Source organism: Klebsiella michiganensis, assembly GCF_015139575.1.
GTDB lineage: Bacteria > Pseudomonadota > Gammaproteobacteria > Enterobacterales > Enterobacteriaceae > Klebsiella > Klebsiella michiganensis.
The window spans coordinates 846,037-866,075 of sequence record NZ_AP022547.1; the positions used below are offsets into that span (position 1 = coordinate 846,037).

At 57.3% G+C, this 20,039-nt stretch carries 18 protein-coding genes; 7 read left to right on the forward strand and 11 right to left on the reverse strand.

What is annotated here, in order from left to right; all coding sequences use genetic code 11:
- From ubiI to JLG71_RS04115, 5 genes are all read left to right on the forward strand, one after another.
- Positions 1-1,203 carry an FAD-dependent 2-octaprenylphenol hydroxylase gene (gene ubiI / locus JLG71_RS04095; RefSeq protein ID WP_064377976.1) on the forward strand — a complete coding sequence of 401 codons (1,203 nt, stop codon included), beginning with the start codon at positions 1-3 and terminating at the stop codon, positions 1,201-1,203.
- A 422-nt stretch (positions 1,204-1,625) separates the two neighbouring features.
- Positions 1,626-2,720: a glycine cleavage system aminomethyltransferase GcvT gene (gene gcvT / locus JLG71_RS04100; RefSeq protein WP_025105964.1), complete on the forward strand. Its 1,095-nt coding sequence runs from the start codon at positions 1,626-1,628 to the stop codon at positions 2,718-2,720.
- Positions 2,721-2,742: 22 nt separating this feature from the next.
- Positions 2,743-3,132, forward strand: coding sequence for a glycine cleavage system protein GcvH (gene gcvH / locus JLG71_RS04105; protein ID WP_004854088.1), 390 nt, complete (start codon positions 2,743-2,745; stop codon positions 3,130-3,132).
- Between the two features lie 143 nt (positions 3,133-3,275).
- On the forward strand, positions 3,276-6,149 hold the full coding sequence (gene gcvP, locus JLG71_RS04110) for an aminomethyl-transferring glycine dehydrogenase (protein WP_014226805.1): 2,874 nt from the start codon (positions 3,276-3,278) through the stop codon (positions 6,147-6,149).
- Between the two features lie 60 nt (positions 6,150-6,209).
- Positions 6,210-6,953 (forward strand): SDR family oxidoreductase, encoded by a 744-nt coding sequence (locus tag JLG71_RS04115; protein ID WP_025105965.1) that lies wholly within the window; start codon positions 6,210-6,212, stop codon positions 6,951-6,953.
- Positions 6,954-7,059: 106 nt separating this feature from the next.
- On the opposite strand, the gene JLG71_RS04120 is transcribed toward JLG71_RS04115, so the two are convergent.
- From JLG71_RS04120 to JLG71_RS04130, 3 genes are all read right to left on the reverse strand, one after another.
- Positions 7,060-7,551 (reverse strand): protein disulfide oxidoreductase, encoded by a 492-nt coding sequence (locus JLG71_RS04120; protein WP_004854083.1) that lies wholly within the window; start codon positions 7,549-7,551, stop codon positions 7,060-7,062.
- Between the two features lie 190 nt (positions 7,552-7,741).
- Positions 7,742-9,175, reverse strand: coding sequence for a 6-phospho-beta-glucosidase BglA (bglA, locus tag JLG71_RS04125; protein ID WP_025105966.1), 1,434 nt, complete (start codon positions 9,173-9,175; stop codon positions 7,742-7,744).
- A 121-nt stretch (positions 9,176-9,296) separates the two neighbouring features.
- A complete protein-coding gene (locus tag JLG71_RS04130) occupies positions 9,297-10,025 on the reverse strand; it encodes a MurR/RpiR family transcriptional regulator (RefSeq protein WP_025105967.1) in 729 nt (242 codons plus the stop codon).
- Between the two features lie 50 nt (positions 10,026-10,075).
- On the opposite strand from JLG71_RS04130, the gene yqfB reads away from it, so the two are divergent.
- Both yqfB and trhA read left to right on the forward strand, forming a co-directional pair.
- The gene (gene yqfB, locus JLG71_RS04135) at positions 10,076-10,387 is read left to right on the forward strand and encodes a N(4)-acetylcytidine aminohydrolase (RefSeq protein ID WP_032720089.1); all 312 of its coding nucleotides are present in this window, start codon (positions 10,076-10,078) and stop codon (positions 10,385-10,387) included.
- A 161-nt stretch (positions 10,388-10,548) separates the two neighbouring features.
- Positions 10,549-11,208, forward strand: coding sequence for a PAQR family membrane homeostasis protein TrhA (gene trhA, locus JLG71_RS04140; protein WP_014839509.1), 660 nt, complete (start codon positions 10,549-10,551; stop codon positions 11,206-11,208).
- Positions 11,209-11,366: 158 nt separating this feature from the next.
- On the opposite strand, the gene dagF is transcribed toward trhA, so the two are convergent.
- The 8 genes from dagF to ygfZ form a co-directional block, all read right to left on the reverse strand.
- On the reverse strand, positions 11,367-12,110 hold the full coding sequence (dagF, locus tag JLG71_RS04145) for a 2-dehydro-3-deoxy-phosphogluconate aldolase (protein ID WP_032693811.1): 744 nt from the start codon (positions 12,108-12,110) through the stop codon (positions 11,367-11,369).
- On the reverse strand, positions 12,097-13,206 hold the full coding sequence (gene dgaE / locus JLG71_RS04150) for a D-glucosaminate-6-phosphate ammonia lyase (RefSeq protein WP_200913986.1): 1,110 nt from the start codon (positions 13,204-13,206) through the stop codon (positions 12,097-12,099). The genes dagF and dgaE overlap by 14 nt, the downstream gene beginning before the upstream one ends.
- A gap of 3 nt (positions 13,207-13,209) precedes the next feature.
- Entirely contained in the window at positions 13,210-14,070 is an 861-nt protein-coding gene (locus JLG71_RS04155; RefSeq protein ID WP_014839507.1) for a PTS system mannose/fructose/sorbose family transporter subunit IID, read from the reverse strand.
- Positions 14,067-14,816, reverse strand: a complete 750-nt coding sequence (locus tag JLG71_RS04160) for a PTS mannose/fructose/sorbose/N-acetylgalactosamine transporter subunit IIC (protein WP_004124968.1) — start codon at positions 14,814-14,816, stop codon at positions 14,067-14,069. The genes JLG71_RS04155 and JLG71_RS04160 overlap by 4 nt, the downstream gene beginning before the upstream one ends.
- A gap of 145 nt (positions 14,817-14,961) precedes the next feature.
- Positions 14,962-15,447, reverse strand: a complete 486-nt coding sequence (locus JLG71_RS04165) for a PTS system mannose/fructose/N-acetylgalactosamine-transporter subunit IIB (protein ID WP_004854068.1) — start codon at positions 15,445-15,447, stop codon at positions 14,962-14,964.
- Between the two features lie 12 nt (positions 15,448-15,459).
- A complete protein-coding gene (locus JLG71_RS04170) occupies positions 15,460-15,885 on the reverse strand; it encodes a PTS sugar transporter subunit IIA (RefSeq protein WP_004854067.1) in 426 nt (141 codons plus the stop codon).
- Positions 15,886-16,005: 120 nt separating this feature from the next.
- A complete protein-coding gene (gene dagR, locus JLG71_RS04175) occupies positions 16,006-18,804 on the reverse strand; it encodes a transcriptional regulator DagR (RefSeq protein ID WP_200913987.1) in 2,799 nt (932 codons plus the stop codon).
- A 191-nt stretch (positions 18,805-18,995) separates the two neighbouring features.
- Positions 18,996-19,979: a tRNA-modifying protein YgfZ gene (gene ygfZ / locus JLG71_RS04180; RefSeq protein WP_200913988.1), complete on the reverse strand. Its 984-nt coding sequence runs from the start codon at positions 19,977-19,979 to the stop codon at positions 18,996-18,998.
- Between the last annotated feature and the right edge of the window lie 60 nt (positions 19,980-20,039).

The following is a 20,039-nucleotide window of genomic DNA, read 5'->3' on the forward strand; positions in this document are numbered from 1 at the left end:
GTGCAAAGTGTTGATGTCGCTATTGTTGGCGGTGGAATGGTGGGGCTGGCGGTTGCCTGCGGTTTGCAGGGCAGCGGGCTGCGCGTTGCGGTGCTGGAACAGGCCGCGCCTCAGCCGTTAAGCGCGGATGCGCCGCCGGCGCTGCGGGTGTCGGCGGTTAACGCCGCCAGCGAGAAGCTGCTGAGCAAACTGGGCGTCTGGCAGGATATTATCGCCCAGCGCGCCAGCTGCTACCACGGTATGGAAGTGTGGGATAAAGACAGTTTTGGCCGCATCAGCTTTGATGACCAGAGCATGGGCTTTAGCCACCTTGGGCATATTATTGAAAACGCCGTGATTCACCACGCCCTGTGGCAAAAAGCGCAGCGCTGCGCGGACGTCACTCTGCTGGCTCCGGCGGAGCTGCAGCAGGTTGCGTGGGGGGAGAACGAGGCCTTTCTTAGCCTGCAGGACGGCACGATGTTAACCGCCCGGCTGGTGGTTGGCGCCGATGGGGCCAATTCATGGTTGCGCAATAAAGCCGATATCCCGCTCACCTACTGGGATTATCACCATCATGCGCTGGTTGCCACTATTCGCACCGAAGAACCGCACGAAGCGGTGGCACGTCAGGCGTTCCACGGCGAAGGGATTCTGGCGTTTCTGCCGCTGAGCGATCCGCACCTCTGCTCGATTGTCTGGTCGCTCTCTCCCGAAGAGGCTGAGCGGATGCGGCAGGCGGACGATGCCGCTTTTAACCAGGCGCTGAATATTGCCTTCGATAACCGCCTCGGCTTATGCGCCGTGGAGAGCGAGCGCCAGGTCTTCCCGCTCACCGGCCGCTATGCGCGTCAGTTTGCCGCCCATCGTCTGGCGCTGGTCGGCGATGCCGCCCATACCATTCATCCGCTGGCGGGGCAGGGCGTTAATCTTGGCTTTATGGATGCCGCCGAGCTGATCGACGAACTGAAGCGCCTGCACGCGCAGGGCAAGGATATCGGCCAGCATCTGTATCTGCGTCGCTATGAACGCAGCCGTAAACATAGCGCTGCGCTGATGCTGGCGGGGATGCAGGGCTTTCGTGACATGTTCTCCGGCCACAATCCGGCGAAGAAGCTGCTGCGCGATATCGGTCTTAAGCTGGCGGATACATTGCCCGGCGTGAAGCCGCAGCTTATCCGTCAAGCGATGGGGCTCAACGACCTGCCCGCCTGGTTACGTTAAGTACGTCACACTTCTCTCACCCGGCCGCCGCGCCGGGTTATCCCCTCTCATTTGAAATAATCTAATTTCACCTCGTTTTTCGCATTAGTTTTATTAATGTTACCTTTTTTTTGTTATAGAAATTAGGCCCGTCATTTCGCAGAAAATATCATCATGCGCTGCTTTTTTAACTAATTAGTTTGGTTTTGTGCGGATTGAATCGCTTTATTGTAGATAAAAACTCTGTAGGCTCTGCGGCTGATTTTGGTCATAAGCTAATGTGATGTCCTGACCAGGCTTATGGTTTAGTGCGGATATCGGTGGTAAGTTCAGGCCAAAGAGAACGTTTGCGTCGGCGTCCTTTAGCGATGCTGGCGGCGTTTTTCGCGGCGCAAAAAACGCCAAAAATCGTGGCTGGTTCCGTTTTATTCGATGAGGAAAAGATGGCTCAACAGACTCCGTTGTTTGAACAACACACGCTATGCGGCGCGCGCATGGTGGATTTCCATGGCTGGATGATGCCGCTGCATTACGGATCCCAGATCGATGAGCATCATGCGGTGCGCGGTGATGCCGGAATGTTCGACGTGTCGCACATGACCATCGTCGATTTTCACGGCAGCCGAATCCGCGAGTTCCTGCGCTATCTGCTGGCTAACGACGTGGCGAAGCTCACCGTGCCGGGCAAAGCGCTCTATAGCGGCATGCTGACCGCCTCCGGCGGCGTCATTGATGACCTGATTGTTTATTTCCTTTCTGAAGACTATTTCCGCCTCGTTGTTAACTCCGCCACCCGTGAAAAAGACCTCGCCTGGATCACCCAGCAGTCTGAATCCTATGGTCTTGAGATAACCGTGCGTGACGATCTATCCCTGATCGCCGTACAGGGTCCAAAGGCGAAAGAGAAAGCGGCGACGCTGTTTACCGACGCGCAGCGCCAGGCCGTGGAAGGCATGAAGCCGTTCTTTGGCGTGCAGGCGGGCGATCTGTTTATTGCGACTACCGGCTATACCGGTGAAGCGGGTTATGAAATCGCGCTGCCGAACGAGCAGGCGGTGGATTTCTGGCGCGGCCTGCTGGACGCGGGCGTTAAGCCGTGCGGCCTTGGCGCGCGCGATACGCTGCGCCTGGAAGCGGGCATGAATCTTTATGGCCAGGAGATGGACGAAGGCGTCTCTCCGCTGGCGGCTAACATGGGCTGGACCATTGCCTGGGAACCGGCTGACCGTGATTTTATCGGGCGTGAAGCGCTGGAACTCCAGCGTGAAAAAGGCACCGAACAGCTGGTCGGCCTGGTGATGACCGAGAAAGGCGTCCTGCGCGGCGGCCTGCCGGTGCGCTTCAGCGATGCCGATGGCAATCAGAAAGAAGGCATTATCACCAGCGGCACCTTCTCCCCGACGCTGGGCTACAGTATTGCCTTAGCGCGCGTACCGGAAGGCATCGGTGAAACCGCCGTGGTACAGATTCGCAATCGCGAAATGCCGGTCAAAGTGACGAAACCCGTTTTTGTACGCAACGGCAAAGCCGTGGCGTGATTTCCCATTTGGAGATGAATTGATGAGCAACGTACCAGCAGAACTGAAATACAGCAAAGAACACGAATGGCTGCGTAAAGAAGCGGACGGCACCTATACCGTCGGTATCACCGAGCACGCGCAGGAGCTGCTTGGCGATATGGTTTTCGTTGACCTGCCGGAAGTGGGCGCCGCCGTAGAAGCGGGCGCCGACTGCGCGGTTGCCGAATCCGTCAAAGCCGCTTCCGATATCTACGCGCCGATTAGCGGCGAAATTGTTGCCGTCAATGAAGAGCTGAACGACTCCCCTGAGCTGGTCAACAGCGAGCCGTACGCCGGCGGCTGGATCTTTAAAATCAAAGCCAGCGATGAAGCTCAGGTTGCCGCGCTGCTGGATGCGACCGCATATGAAGCTCTGTTAGAAGACGAATAAATACGCTTCATCCTTCACGTGGCAGGGGCGTTGGCTTCCTGCAACGCGAATGATTTGCGTCTTCTGGCCCGGTTAGCGTCAGTGCTCGCCGGGCAAACCCGTCAGACAATCACGATTCACCGCACGTTCAGGAACCATCGCTCATGACCCAGACTTTAGGCCAGCTTGAAAACCGTGACGCCTTTATTGAACGTCACATCGGCCCGGATGCCCGGCAGCAGCAGGAGATGCTGAAAACCGTTGGCGCCGATTCGCTTAACGCCCTGATTGGCCAGATTGTGCCGCAGGATATCCAGCTGGCAACGCCGCCGCAGGTGGGCGAAGCAACCACGGAATTCGCCGCGCTGGCGGAACTGAAGGCGATCGCCGGTCGTAACAAGCGCTTCAAGTCGTACATTGGCATGGGCTACACCGCCGTGCAGCTGCCGCCGGTGATTCAGCGCAACATGCTGGAAAATCCGGGCTGGTATACCGCCTATACGCCTTATCAGCCGGAGGTTTCCCAGGGGCGCCTGGAATCACTGCTGAATTTCCAGCAGGTGACCCTCGACCTGACCGGGCTCGATATCGCCTCGGCCTCGCTGCTGGACGAAGCCACCGCCGCCGCGGAAGCGATGGCCATGGCCAAACGCGTAAGCAAACTGAAAAACGCCAACCGCTTCTTCGTCGCCGCCGACGTTCATCCGCAGACGCTGGACGTGGTGCGCACCCGCGCGGAAACCTTTGGTTTCGATGTGATTGTCGATGATGCGGAAAAAGCGCTCGACCATCAGGACGTCTTTGGCGTACTGCTGCAGCAGGTAGGCACCACCGGCGAGGTTCACGATTACAGCAAACTGATAGCTGACCTGAAAGCGCGCAAAGTGATTGTCAGCGTCGCGGCCGATTTTATGGCCCTGGTTTTGCTGACTGCCCCGGGCAAGCAGGGCGCGGACATTGTGTTTGGCTCCGCCCAGCGCTTCGGCGTACCGATGGGCTACGGCGGCCCGCACGCGGCGTTTTTTGCCGCAAAAGATGAATTCAAACGCTCCATGCCGGGCCGTATTATCGGCGTATCGAAAGATGCGGCGGGTAATACCGCGCTGCGCATGGCGATGCAGACGCGCGAGCAGCATATTCGCCGCGAGAAAGCGAACTCTAATATCTGTACCTCCCAGGTGCTGCTGGCCAATATTGCCAGCCTGTACGCCGTGTTCCACGGCCCGGCTGGGCTGAAGCGTATCGCCAGCCGTATTCATCGCCTGACCGATATTCTCGCCGATGGCCTGCAGAAAAAAGGCCTTAAGCTCCGCCATGCGCACTACTTCGATACCCTGTGCGTGGACGTCGCCGATAAAGCCGCTGTGCTGGCGCGGGCGGAAGCGCTGCAGATCAACCTGCGCAGCGATATTCATCACGCCGTCGGGATCACGCTCGATGAAGCCACCACGCGCGAAGACGTCCTGAACCTGTTCCGCGCCATCGTGGGCGACGATCACGGCCTGGATATCGACACGCTGGATAAAGACGTGGCCCTGGACAGCCGTTCGATCCCGGCCAGCATGCTGCGTGACGATGCGATCCTCACTCATCCGGTGTTCAACCGCTACCACAGCGAAACCGAGATGATGCGCTATATGCACGCGCTGGAGCGTAAGGATCTGGCGCTGAACCAGGCGATGATCCCGCTGGGCTCCTGCACCATGAAGCTGAATGCCGCCGCGGAGATGATCCCGATCACCTGGCCGGAATTCGCCGAACTGCATCCGTTCTGCCCGGTTGATCAGGCCGAAGGCTATCATCAGATGATTGCCCAGCTCTCCGACTGGCTGGTTAAGCTGACCGGCTATGATGCGGTCTGCATGCAGCCGAACTCCGGCGCGCAGGGCGAATACGCGGGCCTGCTGGCGATTCGCCATTACCACGAGAGCCGCAACGAAGGGCATCGCGATATCTGCCTGATCCCAAGCTCTGCGCACGGCACCAACCCGGCTTCCGCGCAGATGGCGGGAATGCAGGTAGTGGTGGTCGCCTGCGATAAAAATGGCAACATCGACCTGGCGGATCTGCGGGCGAAAGCCGAGCAGCATGCGGCGAACCTCTCCTGCATCATGGTGACCTATCCGTCCACCCACGGCGTTTATGAAGAGACTATTCGCGAAGTGTGCGAAGTGGTGCATCAGTTTGGCGGCCAGGTTTACCTTGACGGCGCGAACATGAACGCCCAGGTCGGCATTACCTCTCCGGGCTTTATCGGCGCGGACGTCTCGCACCTCAACCTGCATAAAACCTTCTGCATTCCGCACGGCGGCGGCGGCCCGGGTATGGGGCCGATTGGCGTGAAATCGCATCTGGCACCGTTTGTGCCGGGCCACAGCGTGGTGCAAATTGAAGGCATGCTGACCCGTCAGGGCGCGGTTTCCGCCGCGCCGTTCGGCAGCGCCTCCATTCTGCCGATCAGCTGGATGTATATCCGTATGATGGGCGCAGAGGGGCTGAAACAGGCGAGCCAGATGGCGATTCTGAACGCCAACTACATCGCTACCCGGCTGAAAGACGCGTTCCCGGTGCTGTATACCGGCCGCGACGGTCGCGTGGCGCACGAATGTATTCTGGATATTCGTCCGCTGAAAGAAGAGACCGGCATCAGCGAGCTGGATATTGCCAAGCGACTGATTGATTTTGGTTTCCACGCTCCGACCATGTCCTTCCCGGTTGCCGGCACGCTGATGGTGGAACCGACCGAATCGGAAAGCAAAGTGGAGCTGGACCGCTTTATCGATGCGATGCTGGCGATTCGCGGCGAGATCGACCGCGTGAAAGGCGGTGAATGGCCGCTGGAGGATAACCCGCTGGTGAACGCGCCGCATACTCAGGGTGAACTGGTGAGCGAGTGGAACCATCCGTACACCCGTGAACTGGCGGTCTTCCCGGCGGGGCTGAACAATAAGTACTGGCCGACCGTTAAGCGTCTGGACGATGTTTACGGCGACCGTAATCTGTTCTGCTCCTGCGTGCCGATGAGCGAATACCAGTAATCTGCTGATTAGACTATCTTTTAAAGGCGCTGCGGCGCCTTTATTTTTTGGGAGAATGGCATGACGATAGCACTGGTGACGGGCGGCAGCCGGGGAATAGGTAAAGCGACGGCGCTGCTGCTGGCGCAGGAAGGCTATACCGTGGCGGTGAATTACCATCAAAATAGCGCTGCCGCGACCGGCGTGGTGAACGAAATTATCGCCAGCGGTGGCAAAGCCGTTGCGCTACGGGCGGACGTCAGCGATGAAGCGCAGGTGATGGCGATGTTTACCGCTATCGATCGCCTCGGCGAACCGCTCGCCGCGCTGGTCAATAACGCCGGCATTTTATTTACCCAGGGGACGATTGAAAGCCTTTGCGCGGAGCGGATTAACCGGGTGCTGGCCACCAACGTGACCGGCTACTTCCTCTGCTGCCGGGAGGCGGTAAAGCGGATGTCGCACAAGCACGGCGGTAAGGGCGGGGCGATTGTGAATGTGTCGTCCGCGGCATCGCGCCTCGGGGCGCCGGGGGAGTATGTGGATTATGCCGCGTCAAAGGGCGCGGTTGATACTCTGACCACCGGCCTGTCGCTGGAGGTGGCGGCGCAGGGGATTCGGGTTAACGGCGTGCGCCCCGGCTTAATTTATACCGACATGCACGCCAGCGGCGGTGAACCGGGGCGCGTGGATCGCGTGAAGTCGATGTTGCCCATGCGGCGCGGCGGGCAGCCGGAGGAGGTGGCTCAGGCCATCGTCTGGCTGCTGAGTGAGAAGGCTTCCTACGTGACCGGCAGCTTTCTGGAGCTGGCGGGCGGGAGATAATCGGCAACTCGTTTCCGGGGGGGCTAACGCCTTGCCCGGGATACAAAATCTGTTTACCTCACCCCATCCCTGGCCCTGCTAAGCGCAGCGCAAGCAGGGAAATGCGCTACGACGCCAGCCACAGCCGCAGGCGCATCCCCCAGCCGCTGGTCCAGCCGGTGGTGACTGACTTCACCTCGCCGCGCGAGATAACGATAAGGGTCGGCGTGACCTGCACCTCCCACCGTTGGGATAGCTGACCGCTGGCGTCATTGATCGTCGGCAGCGCCATTTTTTTATGCGCCAGCCATCGTGCCAGAGCGGCGTTGTCGCCGGAGCGTAGCGCTACCGTCATCACATTGCCGCCATCGTTGGCTAAAGCGGCCACCGACGGGGTGGTATAGCGGCAAACGCCGCACCAGGTGGCCCAGACGTACAGCAGCAAAGGGCGCTCGTGGCTCATTGCCGCCAGATCGACCGTTCGGCCATCAAGCGTTTGCAGCGGCATGCTGGAGAAATTCTGCGGCAGCGCGGGCCTGCGCAGGTAATCCACCGCCAGGCTGACGGCGGCGACAATCAGCAGCCATATCAGGATCTGTCTGAAGACGTTTAGCATCATTTTTCTACATTGTGATGCGCCGGAAAGGCCGGCAGCGTGCGGCGTTGATTCACGAAGTCAGCGTCAGCGACTCAACGATTGATGTGGTTTATCTTATCGGCTGAGCGTGGGTTAGCAATGCTAAAGCTGTAAAGAAGTGTCTGTTTTGTGGGAAGTTTTGCCCCCTTCAGGCTGGAAAGGGGCAAGATGATTACAGTTTCTCGCCGTTGCTGGCGATAACCTCTTTGTACCAGTTAAAGCTCTTCTTGCGCGAGCGGGACATATCGCCGGTACCATCGTCATGTTTGTTGACGTAGATAAAGCCGTAGCGCTTGCTGTACTGACCGGTCGTGAAGGAGACGCAGTCGATGCAGCCCCACGGGGTATAGCCCATTAGCTCAACGCCGTCGTAAGTCACCGCTTTGATCATCTCTTCGACGTGAGCGCGCAGATAGTCGATGCGATAGTCGTCGTTGATGCTGCCGTCTTCCTCGACTTTATCGTACGCGCCGAAGCCGTTTTCGACGATAAACAGCGGCTTCTGGTAGCGCTCATACAGTTCACACAGCGCATAGCGCAGGCCGACCGGGTCAATCTGCCAGCCCCAGTCGGAGGCTTTGACGTGCGGGTTGGGCACGCTGCCTTCAAAGCCGGAGATCGCGTCGCCGGTGCCGCCTTCCGCTTTCACCGCGTTGGTCATGTAGTAGCTGAAGCCGAGATACGCGCAGGTGCCTTCGCGCAGGATTTGCGCATCGCCGTCCTCCATGTTGATATTGAAGCCGCGGCGTTCCCATTCGTTCAGGACGTAGCTCGGGTAGTAGCCGCGCAGCTGGACGTCGGTAAAGACGTAGCGTTCACGCATTGATTCCTGGGCAAACATCACGTCTTCCGGCTTGCAGGAGAACGGATAGAGGGCGACCATTGCCAGCATGCAGCCCACCTGCATCTCCGGATTGATTTGACGCGCTGCCTTCACCGCCAGCGCGCTGGCGACAAACTGATGGTGCAGCACCTGGTACATGGTCTCTTCCGGGTTTTCATGCTCGGTATAGACCACGCCGGAGCAGCAGTAGCCAAACAGCGGCGCGCGCCAGTTACGCTGGTTGTTGATCTCGTTAAAGGTCATCCAGTATTTCACTTTGTGCTTATAGCGCTCGAAGACCACTTCGGCGAAGCGCACAAAGAAATCGACCACTTTGCGGTTGGTCCAGCCGCCGTACTGCTGAACCAGATGCAGCGGCATCTCAAAGTGGGAGAGGGTAATAACCGGTTCGATGTTGTACTTCAGCAGTTCATCGAACATGTCATCGTAGAATTTCAGCCCTTCTTCATTCGGCTGGCTTTCGTCGCCCAGCGGGAAGATGCGCGTCCAGGCGATAGAGGTGCGGAAGCACTTGAAGCCCATCTCGGCGAACAGCTTGATGTCTTCTTTGTAGCGGCCGTGGAAATCGATGGCTTCGTGGTTCGGATAGTACTTGCCCGGCTCTACCTGCTGGGTTATCTCGCGCGGCACGCCGTGCGCGCCGCCGGTAAGCACGTCGCAGATGCTCGGGCCTTTGCCGTCTTTATTCCAGCCGCCTTCAACCTGGTGCGCGGCGACGGCGCCACCCCATAAAAAGTCTTTTGGTAAAGGAATTTTCTTCATCTTTGCTCATCTCGTCTTAATGACTTGTTGGCTGCGAGTCTAACAAAGGGAATATAAATGTCACGATATAACAATTTGCCCGGAATGGAATTTGTTACATCGAAAAAACACCCTGTTATTTTCAGGCGAGTTTGCGCGCTAATTTACGCCCAAGCGTTTCCAGAATATAAATGACCGGGATCTGGGTGGTAATGTCATAGACGCCGCCGATGCGCGTTTGCGGAACGTGCCAGGAGAGATTAAAGTCGGCAAGCTTTGCCAGCCGCGAGTGCTCGTGGCTGGTGATGGACATCACTTTACAGCGGTGCAGGCTGAACTGGCTGGCGAAGCGCAGGATCTCTTCGGTTTCGCCGGAGACCGACAGCACGATGGCCAGCGCATTACGCGCCATATCATTGGTCACCGGGAAATAAGGGTCGTCGATATGGTTACTGAATTTCCCGACGTTAGAAAAGAAACGCGCGCCATATTTTGCCAGCGCGCCGGAGGTGCCGGCGCCAACAAAAATAATACGTTCTGAAGACAGAATAATATCGACCGCCTGCTCAAGCAGCTGGTCAAATTCATCGTTATTAACGCTTTTAAAAAAGCTCATTATTTCGCTGGCGCCGATATTTGCCTGTTGAGGCTCATTCTGCTCCAGATATAATTTAAAGCGTACGCGAAACTCCGAGTAGCCTTCGCACTGCAGCTTGCGACAGAAGCGCAAAACGGTAGTCGTGGAGACTCCGGCCGCTTCCGCCAGCTCGCGGATGGTCATGTACATCACTTTGTCGCGATTTTTAATGACGTAGTGATAGACCATCATCTCAAGATTATTGAGACTGGCGATAGCGGCGTGGGAGAAGATACTCACAGTGGCAAACTCACAATTCATAATGACCAGGACGGAATGATATCATGCAGCCAAATGACATAACCTTTTTTCAGCGTTTTCAGGACGACATCCTCGCCGGACGCAAAACCATTACCCTCCGCGATGCGGCTGAATCACACTTTAAAACGGGTGATGTGCTGCGCGTTGGCCGCTATGAAGATGACGGCTATTTTTGCACCATTCGCGTGGTGGCCACCTCAACGGTGACGCTGGATACGCTGAGTGAACTGCACGCGCAGCAGGAGAATATGACCCTGGCGCAGCTGCGTGAGGTGATTGCGGAGATCTATCCTGAAGAAAAGCAGTTTTATGTTATTGAATTCGAAAAGCTTTAATTAAATAGTGAACGTCTGTTAGTTGAAATTTTTATGTAACCTATTGATTTTATACTGTTCATAAATATTCATCTTTTTATTTTAGCGAACAGGTGTTCACTGGAATCATTCTCAGTTAACCTAAGTGTGCATTGAAAGCGTACTTGTTTTCGGAGTCAAATATGGTTCGCAAATCGTTAATCACACAGGGATATTCTCTGGCAGAGGAAATTGCCAACAGCGTCAGTCACGGGATTGGGCTGGTGTTCGGTATCGTCGGTCTGGTGCTGCTGCTGGTGCAGGCGGTGGACAGCAACGCCGGCGCCACGGCCATTACCAGCTACAGCCTGTACGGCGGCAGCATGATTTTGCTGTTCCTCGCCTCGACCCTCTATCACGCGATTCCGCATCAGCGGGCTAAGCTGTGGCTGAAAAAATTCGACCACTGCGCCATCTATTTGCTGATTGCCGGGACCTACACGCCGTTTCTGCTGGTGGGGCTAAATTCGCCGCTATCGCGTGGGCTGATGATCGTCATCTGGAGCCTGGCGCTACTGGGGATCCTGTTTAAGCTGACCATTGCGCATCGTTTTAAGATCCTCTCTTTAGTGACCTACCTGACCATGGGCTGGCTGTCGCTGATCGTCGTTTATCAGCTGGCGATTAAGCTGGCGGTGGGCGGCGTGACGCTGCTTGCCGTGGGTGGCGTGGTCTATTCGCTGGGGGTTATTTTCTACGTCTGCAAACGTATTCCGTACAACCACGCTATCTGGCACGGTTTTGTCCTGGGCGGCAGCGTGTGCCACTTCCTGGCCATTTATTTGTACGTCGGGCAGGTTTAAATTTCGCGAAATCTCCCGGCTCGCGCTACGCTTAGCCGGGCTACAGGTTCACCGTCGTCTGAGGGCTGGTAGCCCGGACATGGCGCGCCAGCGCCGCCTCCGGGACATTCTCCGTTGGTGATGGCTTGCCTGCCTGGGCTACGGCCCGGTGCTTTTATTCAGACCACGGCTTTCACGATATCCATTAATCTGCGGATATCTTCTGGCCGGGTATTGCCGGTTTGCGGGTCGATTATCGAGCTGTAAACATGGGGCATCACGCGAGGTACGCCTGCTTCCAGACAGCTTTGCAAAATAATGCCAAAGTTATCGAGATCGATTCCGCCGGTTGGTTCGATTAACGTCATCCCGTTACGGGCTGCCGTGGTCGCCAGCATATACAGCTCCGGTAACGACTTTTCGCCGCCCATGGGGAAAAACTTCGCCGCATGGGCCCCCATGTCCTGCATCATGCGTACCGCCGCATCGCAGGAGACGCGGGCCGGCGTGCCCTGACAGCTGCTGACGCCGGTGGAGATCAGAACCTCGCCAGGGGTTCCCGTCGGGCTGACCAGCGCGTTAATGCAGGTCTGCTGCCCGCCCGTAGCCGCCAGCGCCCCTGCGGCAAACCCGCTGCCGGTAAAGGTCTGATTAACGTGCGCCGGGTGAAGCGCTGACGCGATCATCGCCGCTTTGTAATACTGCGCAGGATCGCCGGCGCCCAGGCCTACGGAGATGGAGGGTATCTCCGCCATCCAGCGTTTTACCTCCTGAACACCTTCTTCCACGGAGGCAAACTGTGCCGAGAGGACGCCAATCGCCGCATGGCCTTCGGCGGCATCATAAATGTCCCGGGCGTTGGCGATATCTTTCGCCAGCACGTTAATCGCGACGCGTTGACGGTAAAAATTAATTTGCTGCATGGTCTGCAATCTCCTTTAGGCGCGCCACGATCAGGCTCATTTCACCCTCGGCTACCGTTCGTGGGTCCAGGCTAAAAACCCCCTGATGGAGGTTATAGCGCCGGGCGTAAATGGCGATATCGCCGTTGCGCAGCTGTGCTTCGACTTCGCGGGCATCCAGGCCCAGCGCCTGGGCATTCACCTGAATGCGGATACGCCAGATAGCGCGTCCGGCTTCATCCTGCTCAATATCGGCTTGTAAGCCGTTTATCGCTGAGATCGCTTTCGCGACGGGCAGGAGTTCCTCGGCTGTGACCCCCTTCAGCCCCTGATGATAGTGTTCCAGCGCATAAACCAGACCGACCATATTCTCCTTGCCGATTTTCATCGCCCGGGCAATACCGTGATGCTGCGCCTTACACGCCGCTATCCACTGTTTTTTCCCGGTAATGAATCCGGAGGTGGGCGCGTTAAACGCTTTTGCCCCGCTATAGATAACCATGTCCGCTCCGCTCGCCGCCCAGACGCGTAAATCCTCCTCGGCGGCGGCATCGACAATCAGCGGCAGGTTGTGAGTCTGTGCGACCTGCACGAAATCCTCGATACTCAACATCCCTTTTTGCACGCAGTGGTGTGATTTCACATACAGCAGGGCGGCGGTGCTGGTAGAGATCGCGCTCTCCAGCTGCCAGCGCGCCGCCAGATTGCTTGAACCGACCTCCACAACGCGCCCACCGCCTAAGCGAATCGCGCTGGTGATGGGCGCGCCGTAATCGACGTTATGCCCGCGGAGCATGACGACTTCGTTGGCCATACCGCGACTGTCCGGCATCTGCATCACTCGCGCCTGGTCGCCATGGGTAATCGCGGCGGCCACGGCGATGGCGATTCCCGCCGAGGCGCAGGAGGTGATATAGCTGTCCTCCGCGCCGGTAAAGCGGGAGACCCGCTCGCCGGTTCGGTCTACCAGCCTGTCGATTTCCACAAAGGCCGATGCCGCCCGCGCCGTTGCCTGCATCACCTCCGGTGCCACGCTGGAAACGCCCAGAATCGTCATTTTGCCGCAGGCGTTAATCACCTGTTTTAACCCCAGCTGTTGATAGATATTCTGCGTCATGGTTTACAGCACTCCCAGCAGCGAACAGACCACGCTGAGCGCGACAATTGACAGCAGAATGGTGGTGTAGCGCGGCCCTTTCTTCACCAGATAGAAGTAGATGGCAAATACCGCCGCCAGCGGCAACAGGCCGGGCGCGATAGAGTCGAGGATTTGCTGGACCACCACCTCCGAGCCCTTCAGCGCGCTGAGCTTTAAGGGGGTCGTTATTTTGACGTAGCTTGCGGAGAGCGCGCCCATCATTATCAGGCCCAGCACGTTCGCGCCGTAGATAAGCTCCTTAATTCGCCCTCCCTGGAGCAGACCGATGATTGAGTCGCGTCCCAGCGTGTAGCCTTTGTGCACCATGCCGTAGCTGATCGCCAGCGTAATGGCCGGATAGAGAATTAAGGGCACAATGCCGCCCATCGCGCTGCCGCTGGCGGCGAACGGGATGAAAATCGCAATCAGCAACGGCATGACGGCCGCCCAGATGATGGAGTCCCCCATTCCGGCCAGCGGCCCCATCAGCCCGGTTTTAATCCCGGTGATAGAAGCGTCGCTAATCGGTTCACCGCGGGTTTTCTGCTCCTCCATCGCAATCGAGATCCCCTGAATCACCGCGCCAAAGGTCTGCTCAGAGTTGAAGAAGTTCAGATGGCGTTTTAGCGCCTCCACCTGCTCTTCTTTTTGCGGGTAGAGTTTTTTGATAATCGGCGTCATTGAGGCGCAGAAAATCAGGCTTTGTAAACGCTCATAGGAGCTGGAAACTTCTGCACCCAGCCAGTAAATAAACCAGGCTTTGGTGATGTCCGCTTTGGTCAGCGTGCCGTTCTCCCGCGCGCGCTCCACCAGTTCATGCTGCATTACATCGCTGCTCATCATGCTGCTCCTTCATTTTTCGCCAGGCCCTTAATCAGGAAGGCCACGCAGGTACCAAAGATTGCCATCGCCATAATGTCCACCTTCAGGTACAGCACCGCAAAGAATCCGCCGATAAACCACGGCAGCAGGCTCTTCTTACCGATCACCATGATGGTGATGGCAAAGCCCAGCGCCGGCAGAATGCCGCCCATAATTTCAAAGGAGTGGGTCAACCAGTGCGGCATCAGCTTGAGGAAGCTCTCTACCACGTCCTGGCCAAAATAGTTGGCAGCAAACACCACCGGGAAACGCAGCACCAGGCCGAGCAACGCCGGGTAGAGGAACGCGCAGCGCATAATACCGCCCATGTTGGCCGTTTCCGCGTGTTTATCCGCCATATGCACCCACGCGGCGTTCAGCGTGCGTCTGAGCTGGTCAAGGAATACGCCGATCACGCCAAACGGGATGGCCAGCGCGATGGCCAGGTTCGGATCCATTCCGGCTTTTACGGCAATAGGAATCGAGATGCAGGCCGCCAGCGCCGGATCTGACGGCACGTTACCGCCAGGCGTTGAGGTCACGCCGAGGTAAACCAGCTGCATGCCAGCGCCAATAATCATCGCCGTTTCCATATTGCCCAACAGCAGGCCGACAAAAACGGCGATTACAACAGGTTGTAACAGCATGGCGGAGAAGGTGTAGCCAAGGCGTAAGCGGGCAAACCAGTAATACAACCCCATCAGGCTTGCGAAGACTAAAGTATCCATAGTTTTTTCCTGTACACTTCATCTTTCAGGCTGCCTCTTTGTTGGCTGCCTTCGCTCACCCCAGTCACTTACTTAAGTAAGCTCCAGGGGATTCACTCAGTTGCCGCCTCGATGCATCCAGAATGATTTTGTGTATGTTAAATGGTTAGAATTTTTTCAGGATATCGTCCAGCGACTGCGGCTTATCTTCCGGGATAGTCTGGAAGACCGCCTTAATCCCTCGACTTTTCAGGTCGTGAAGAATGCCAACGTCTTTTTCATCCAACGTGATGTTCTGGAAAACGACCTTGCGGTTCGGCCCGCCGCCTAAGCCACCAACCTGAATGGCGGAAACATCAAACCCGAGCTGTACGGCTTCCTGAATCGCCGCGAGAGAGGGGAACAGCACCAGCACGCTGCCGTCGCCAAGCTGGTTTTCTTTCCATGATGCGGCAAAGCTCTGATTGCTGTAGCAATCCACTTTGATGTTTGGCGGTGCCGCCATCAGATAGATATTTTTCATAAACGGATCGGCGTCCAGCTCATCACTCACTACCGCAATCCGGTTGGCCTGGGATTGTCCGACCCACTTCGTCACCACTTGTCCATGAATGAGGCGGCTGTCGATGCGACATAACACGATGTTAGCCATGATATTTTTTCCTTATTGTGATTGTTGTAATTGCCGAACGTGGGCGACAACGTCCAGACAGCTGCTGCGCGCGGCTTCCACTAATTCAGCTACGCAGGCGGATAGCGGCCCCTGTTCCCGCTTGTCCAGGGCCTCCAGCAGCAGCGAGGCATTCAGTCCGGAAATCACCGCCACCGGATAATCGGCGCTTAGCCGCGCGGCCACGTTAGAGGTGGTCCCGCCAATAAAATCGGTCAGAATAAGCGAGCCTTCGGGCAGGGTTTTCACGACGGCTTCTACGCGCTGATAAAACTCGCCCAAGGTATCGACGGGCATCAGGGCGATTTCCGTTACGCCTTTAATTTCGCCCGTCACCATGCACAGGCTGTTGCAGAGCTGTTGTCCCCAGCCGCCATGGGTCAGCAGCAGGATCTGGGACAAAGGTTCAGTGGTAATCAAAATGGCCTCCTGGCGCTATTACGTTGATATACGTAATAAGAGCAAAGGCTGTGCCAGAATTTGTGTCACATGGGGGGCGAAGAGGGGCAGGCGCGGCGTAAAGCCACGCCAGTTAAGGAATCAGCGATACAACAGTTGGTAGATATAAAAATATTCCGCGTCGGATAAACGAATGGCATAAGCCTCTTCGATCGGCTGGAAGGCGGATTTAATGACACTAAACGCGCGGACGTCCAGCGCGGGCTGGCTCTCCAGCGACATCTGTAACGGTTTCCGGTTAATTACGATACGCTCGACCATGCAACAGCAGTGGATCAGGAAGCGCAGTGTCACCTGGCGGCTGGGTTTCAGCGAAAGCGAGGTGGTTAAATGGTTAAACACCCCCTCCATCTCTTTGAGAATGCGCTGGGGATTGAGTACCGAAATATGGTTGATGATGCTTTCCATGGTCAGCGCGCTGATGAAGCGCATCGCGCTGCGCTCCATCTCCAGACGGCGCTCACTGCTTGAGAGGTCCGGCGTGAGCAGGCTGAGCACCAGTTCCGGCCCCTGCTCGGAGAACAGCTCTTCAAGCGAGATAAACGGAATATCCGGCAGTCCCGGCTGGAAGGTGCCGACAATCCCCGCCAGTCGCTCACCGGCCAGCAGCGACTGCTGAACGCGCTCCAGGCTGCGAACCTCGTTGTAATCGAGGATCACCATTCGCGTATCCTGCGACATCAGCTCGCCAAAACTTTCCTCCAGCACTTTTTTGATTTTCTCTGCGGTTCCCATGCCGGTAATGCAGGAGATCACCAGCACCTTACCGCCGTTCTCCTGCTGCGGAGTACAGAGCTGACAGGGGATATTTTTACTCTGCAGTAATTCCGCCAGCTGCGGTAGCTCGCTGGTTTCATAGCTTAAATCCAGACCCAGCTCCAGCAGACTGGTCAGCGTAATATTGGGCATTAACAGGACGTCAATCTGGAATAGCTTGCTGATGGTGCTGCCAAAATGCACCAGCGAGCCGATATCCACCATCAGAATCAGCCGCCGGTAGCGTTGGCTCTGGATCCGCTGGGTTAGCGTTTCCAGCGTGTCATGCACCGACTGCTCAAAGGGCATATCGATGGCGCTGAACAGCTCGCGCTCCAGCACCCGGTTGACGTACTGCGCCTGACTGGTCGCCGTCGTTGTGCCGTGGGCGATTAAAATGACGCCGCAGTCGGGACTGGCGTCGATCCGCTGGCGATAATGGCGGCACTCTTTCAGGAACAGACATAGCCAGACGACCTCCGTCGCCGGGCACTGAATATGCAGCAGCTCGTTGATTTTCCGGCACAGCAGAGTCGCGTTTTCATACTCGTCTTTGCAGCGGTCGAGGATCAGGCTGGAGGAGTAGAGCTGCGGGATCAGCCCGCGCTGCACGTAGCCAATCAGCGCCAGAAAGTGTTTACGCAGCGGATTCATCAGGTTTTCTGGCAGCGTAAAGCCCAGCACCTGTTCCACACAGCCAATCAGCAGGGTCACCCGCTCTTCAATCCGATCGCCATAGCGCGGCGGATGGGCCACGCTGTCGCGGCTGTAGAGGCCATATTCAAAGATAGAACTGAGTTTGTTTTTGAGGATCGCCAGCGTCTCAGCCGGTGGGACGTTGCTATTGCGCAGGTTGAAGTATTCGCGGGTCAGGAAGCTGTAAAACAGATCGCTTTCTTCGATCTCTGCTCCTGTCGCCAGAGAGGTTTTCAATGCGGGCAACGTGCGCGCATCGACGCTTAGCCGATCCTGGCCGTCAAACAAGGTATCGACCAGCAGACGCTGTTCCGGGGTGGCGTTGAACGGCACTTCTACCAGCCGTTTATCCAGCTGGAGCGTGTCGTTATGCTCGGTCATTCCCGCGGCCCACGCCTGGGCGCAAAGAAACTGGATATCGCTTTTGAGCTGGCCGATATTGCCTTCCAGCGGTTTATTCAGCAGCCAGAGCAACAGCGTTTTGTCGATACTGACCGTACGCTCAATTTTGCGGCTCTCGCGCTGGAGAAAACCGACAATAAGTTCCACCTGTTCTTCCACCGAGCGCTGACGGATCCCGGGGAGATCGATACAGACCTGGGTGCGCCTCTGGAAGGTTCGCAGCAGGGCTGAGCTGACCGGTTCGGTGGTGGCGCAAATCAAGCGCACCGTGATGGACCGCGCCGTGGCGCTTGAACCGAGCGGGCGATATTGGCCTTTGTCGAGAATGGAGAAGAGTTTTTCCTGTCCTTCATACGGCAGGCGGTGCACCTCATCAAGCAGCAGATATCCGCCGTCCGCCTGCTCCACCAGACCGGCTTTATTCTCACTGGCGCCGGTAAATGCGCCCTGCCGATGGCCGAACAAATGCGAAGAGAGCAGCTCCGGGTTATGCGCATACTCGGCGCAGTTAAAGTAGACCAGCGGCGGGGGAGAACCCGCCGCATGCTCGCAGGCAAAACGGTGCATCAGCTCGGCAAAGAAAGTTTTACCTACTCCGGAGGGGCCGGTCAGCAATACGTGGAGCCCGTGAGGATAAAGCACCGCTGCGCGGCCTTTTTCCACCGCATCACGGAGGCTGCGATCGTAGCCAATCAGGCCGCTGAAGGGGTCATCCGTTGAGCAACCTTCCTGATGCGGCAGAAGGTCGGCAACCGTGCGCACTTCACATTCGGCATCATTCAGTCTGCGCCCCAGCAGCGTTTCCATTGCCTGGCGGTGCCAAAAGAACACGGGGCGTCCTCTGCTCTTAATCGCCAGGCCGTCGTTCCATAACTGATTGAGGTCTTTGCTGACCGAGTTGCGCGCAAGCCCGAGGTTAAAGCCGATGGCTTCCGCCGTAAATGCCGTTTCCTGTTCCAGATCCGCAAGATTCAGCCCGCGAGTTAATCGCTCCAGTTCCCCCAGTATGACCTCAATCCGTCTCATCTCTTTTACCGCTTAAGAAATAAATGATTGTTCAGAACATACACTATTCTTCTACGCAAGAAAGTGGCCTGGGCCAGAGATGGCGCATTTGCGCAAAGCGCGCGGCCGCGGGTGTTTCGTGGTTTGCGGGTGGGGTAGCCCAGACAGGCGTGATTGCCGCCTCCGGGGAGAAGGCGGCAGGGAATATCGCTTTAACTCTCTTCCAGCGAATACGGCAGCGGCTCGATGCTCAGGCTACCGGCATCATCGCGGACGCGAAACACGCTGTCCGGCTCCATATCGTTATTCATCACCACCTGTACCAGCAGGCGACCGTCGTCCAGCTGCACGGCCGCTAAAACGGTGCCGGTTCGGCGCCAGTTTTCACCCATCTTCAGCTCCAGGTCTTCCCCGGCCTCAGGTACGCGGCTGGCTGTTCCCGCCAGATACCACAGGGCGTGCTTGTTGGCGCCGCGGAATTTAGCGCGGGCAACCATCTCCTGGCCGGTATAGCAGCCTTTCTTAAAGCTGATGCCGCCCAGCGCCTGTAGGTTGGTGGCCTGCGGAATAAACTGCGCGCTGTTGGCGCTGTCGATAACCGGCAGCCCGGCTTCAATATTCAGCGCCAGCCACTGCTGGCTGTTGTTGAGCTGCGCTTCACCGCGTAGCGCATCGGTGATGCGGGTGGCGGTTGCCACATCGGTCACCAGCAGGAAACGCTCGGCCGGATGCGCAAACCACAGCACGCTGGTGGCACCTTCGCTGACAACCTGTTTCTCGGCGTTCGGCAGCTCACTAAACAGCGGCGACAGCGCAGCGCGCGCCTGAAACCCGGCAACGCCCAGCAGTACGGATTCATCATCGGCGGCGATGGTCACTTTAGAGAACACCGCGTATTTTTTCAGTTCGGTCAGCTGCGCATCGCGCAGACTGCGGCGCTCAATCCACGCAAAACCCTCGTTGCGGCGGAAAACGCGCAGGTTGCTCCACATCTTGCCCTTGGCGTCACAATGCGCGGCAAGCAGATGCTGCTCGTCGGTCAGGTGGCTGACGTCGGCGGTAATCTGCCCCTGCAGATATTTTTCGCCATCCGGACCGGTAATCGTCGCCAGCGCCCAGTCGTCCAGCGTCATCAGCGTTAACGGCAGACGAGCGGAAGAGGAAGGCTGACGCGGAGGAAAAGGTGTAAAAGCCATAGTCATATCCTGAATAGCTTAACGCAGAGTGTGTGACTAATGGTAAAAGAGCTATGGTGC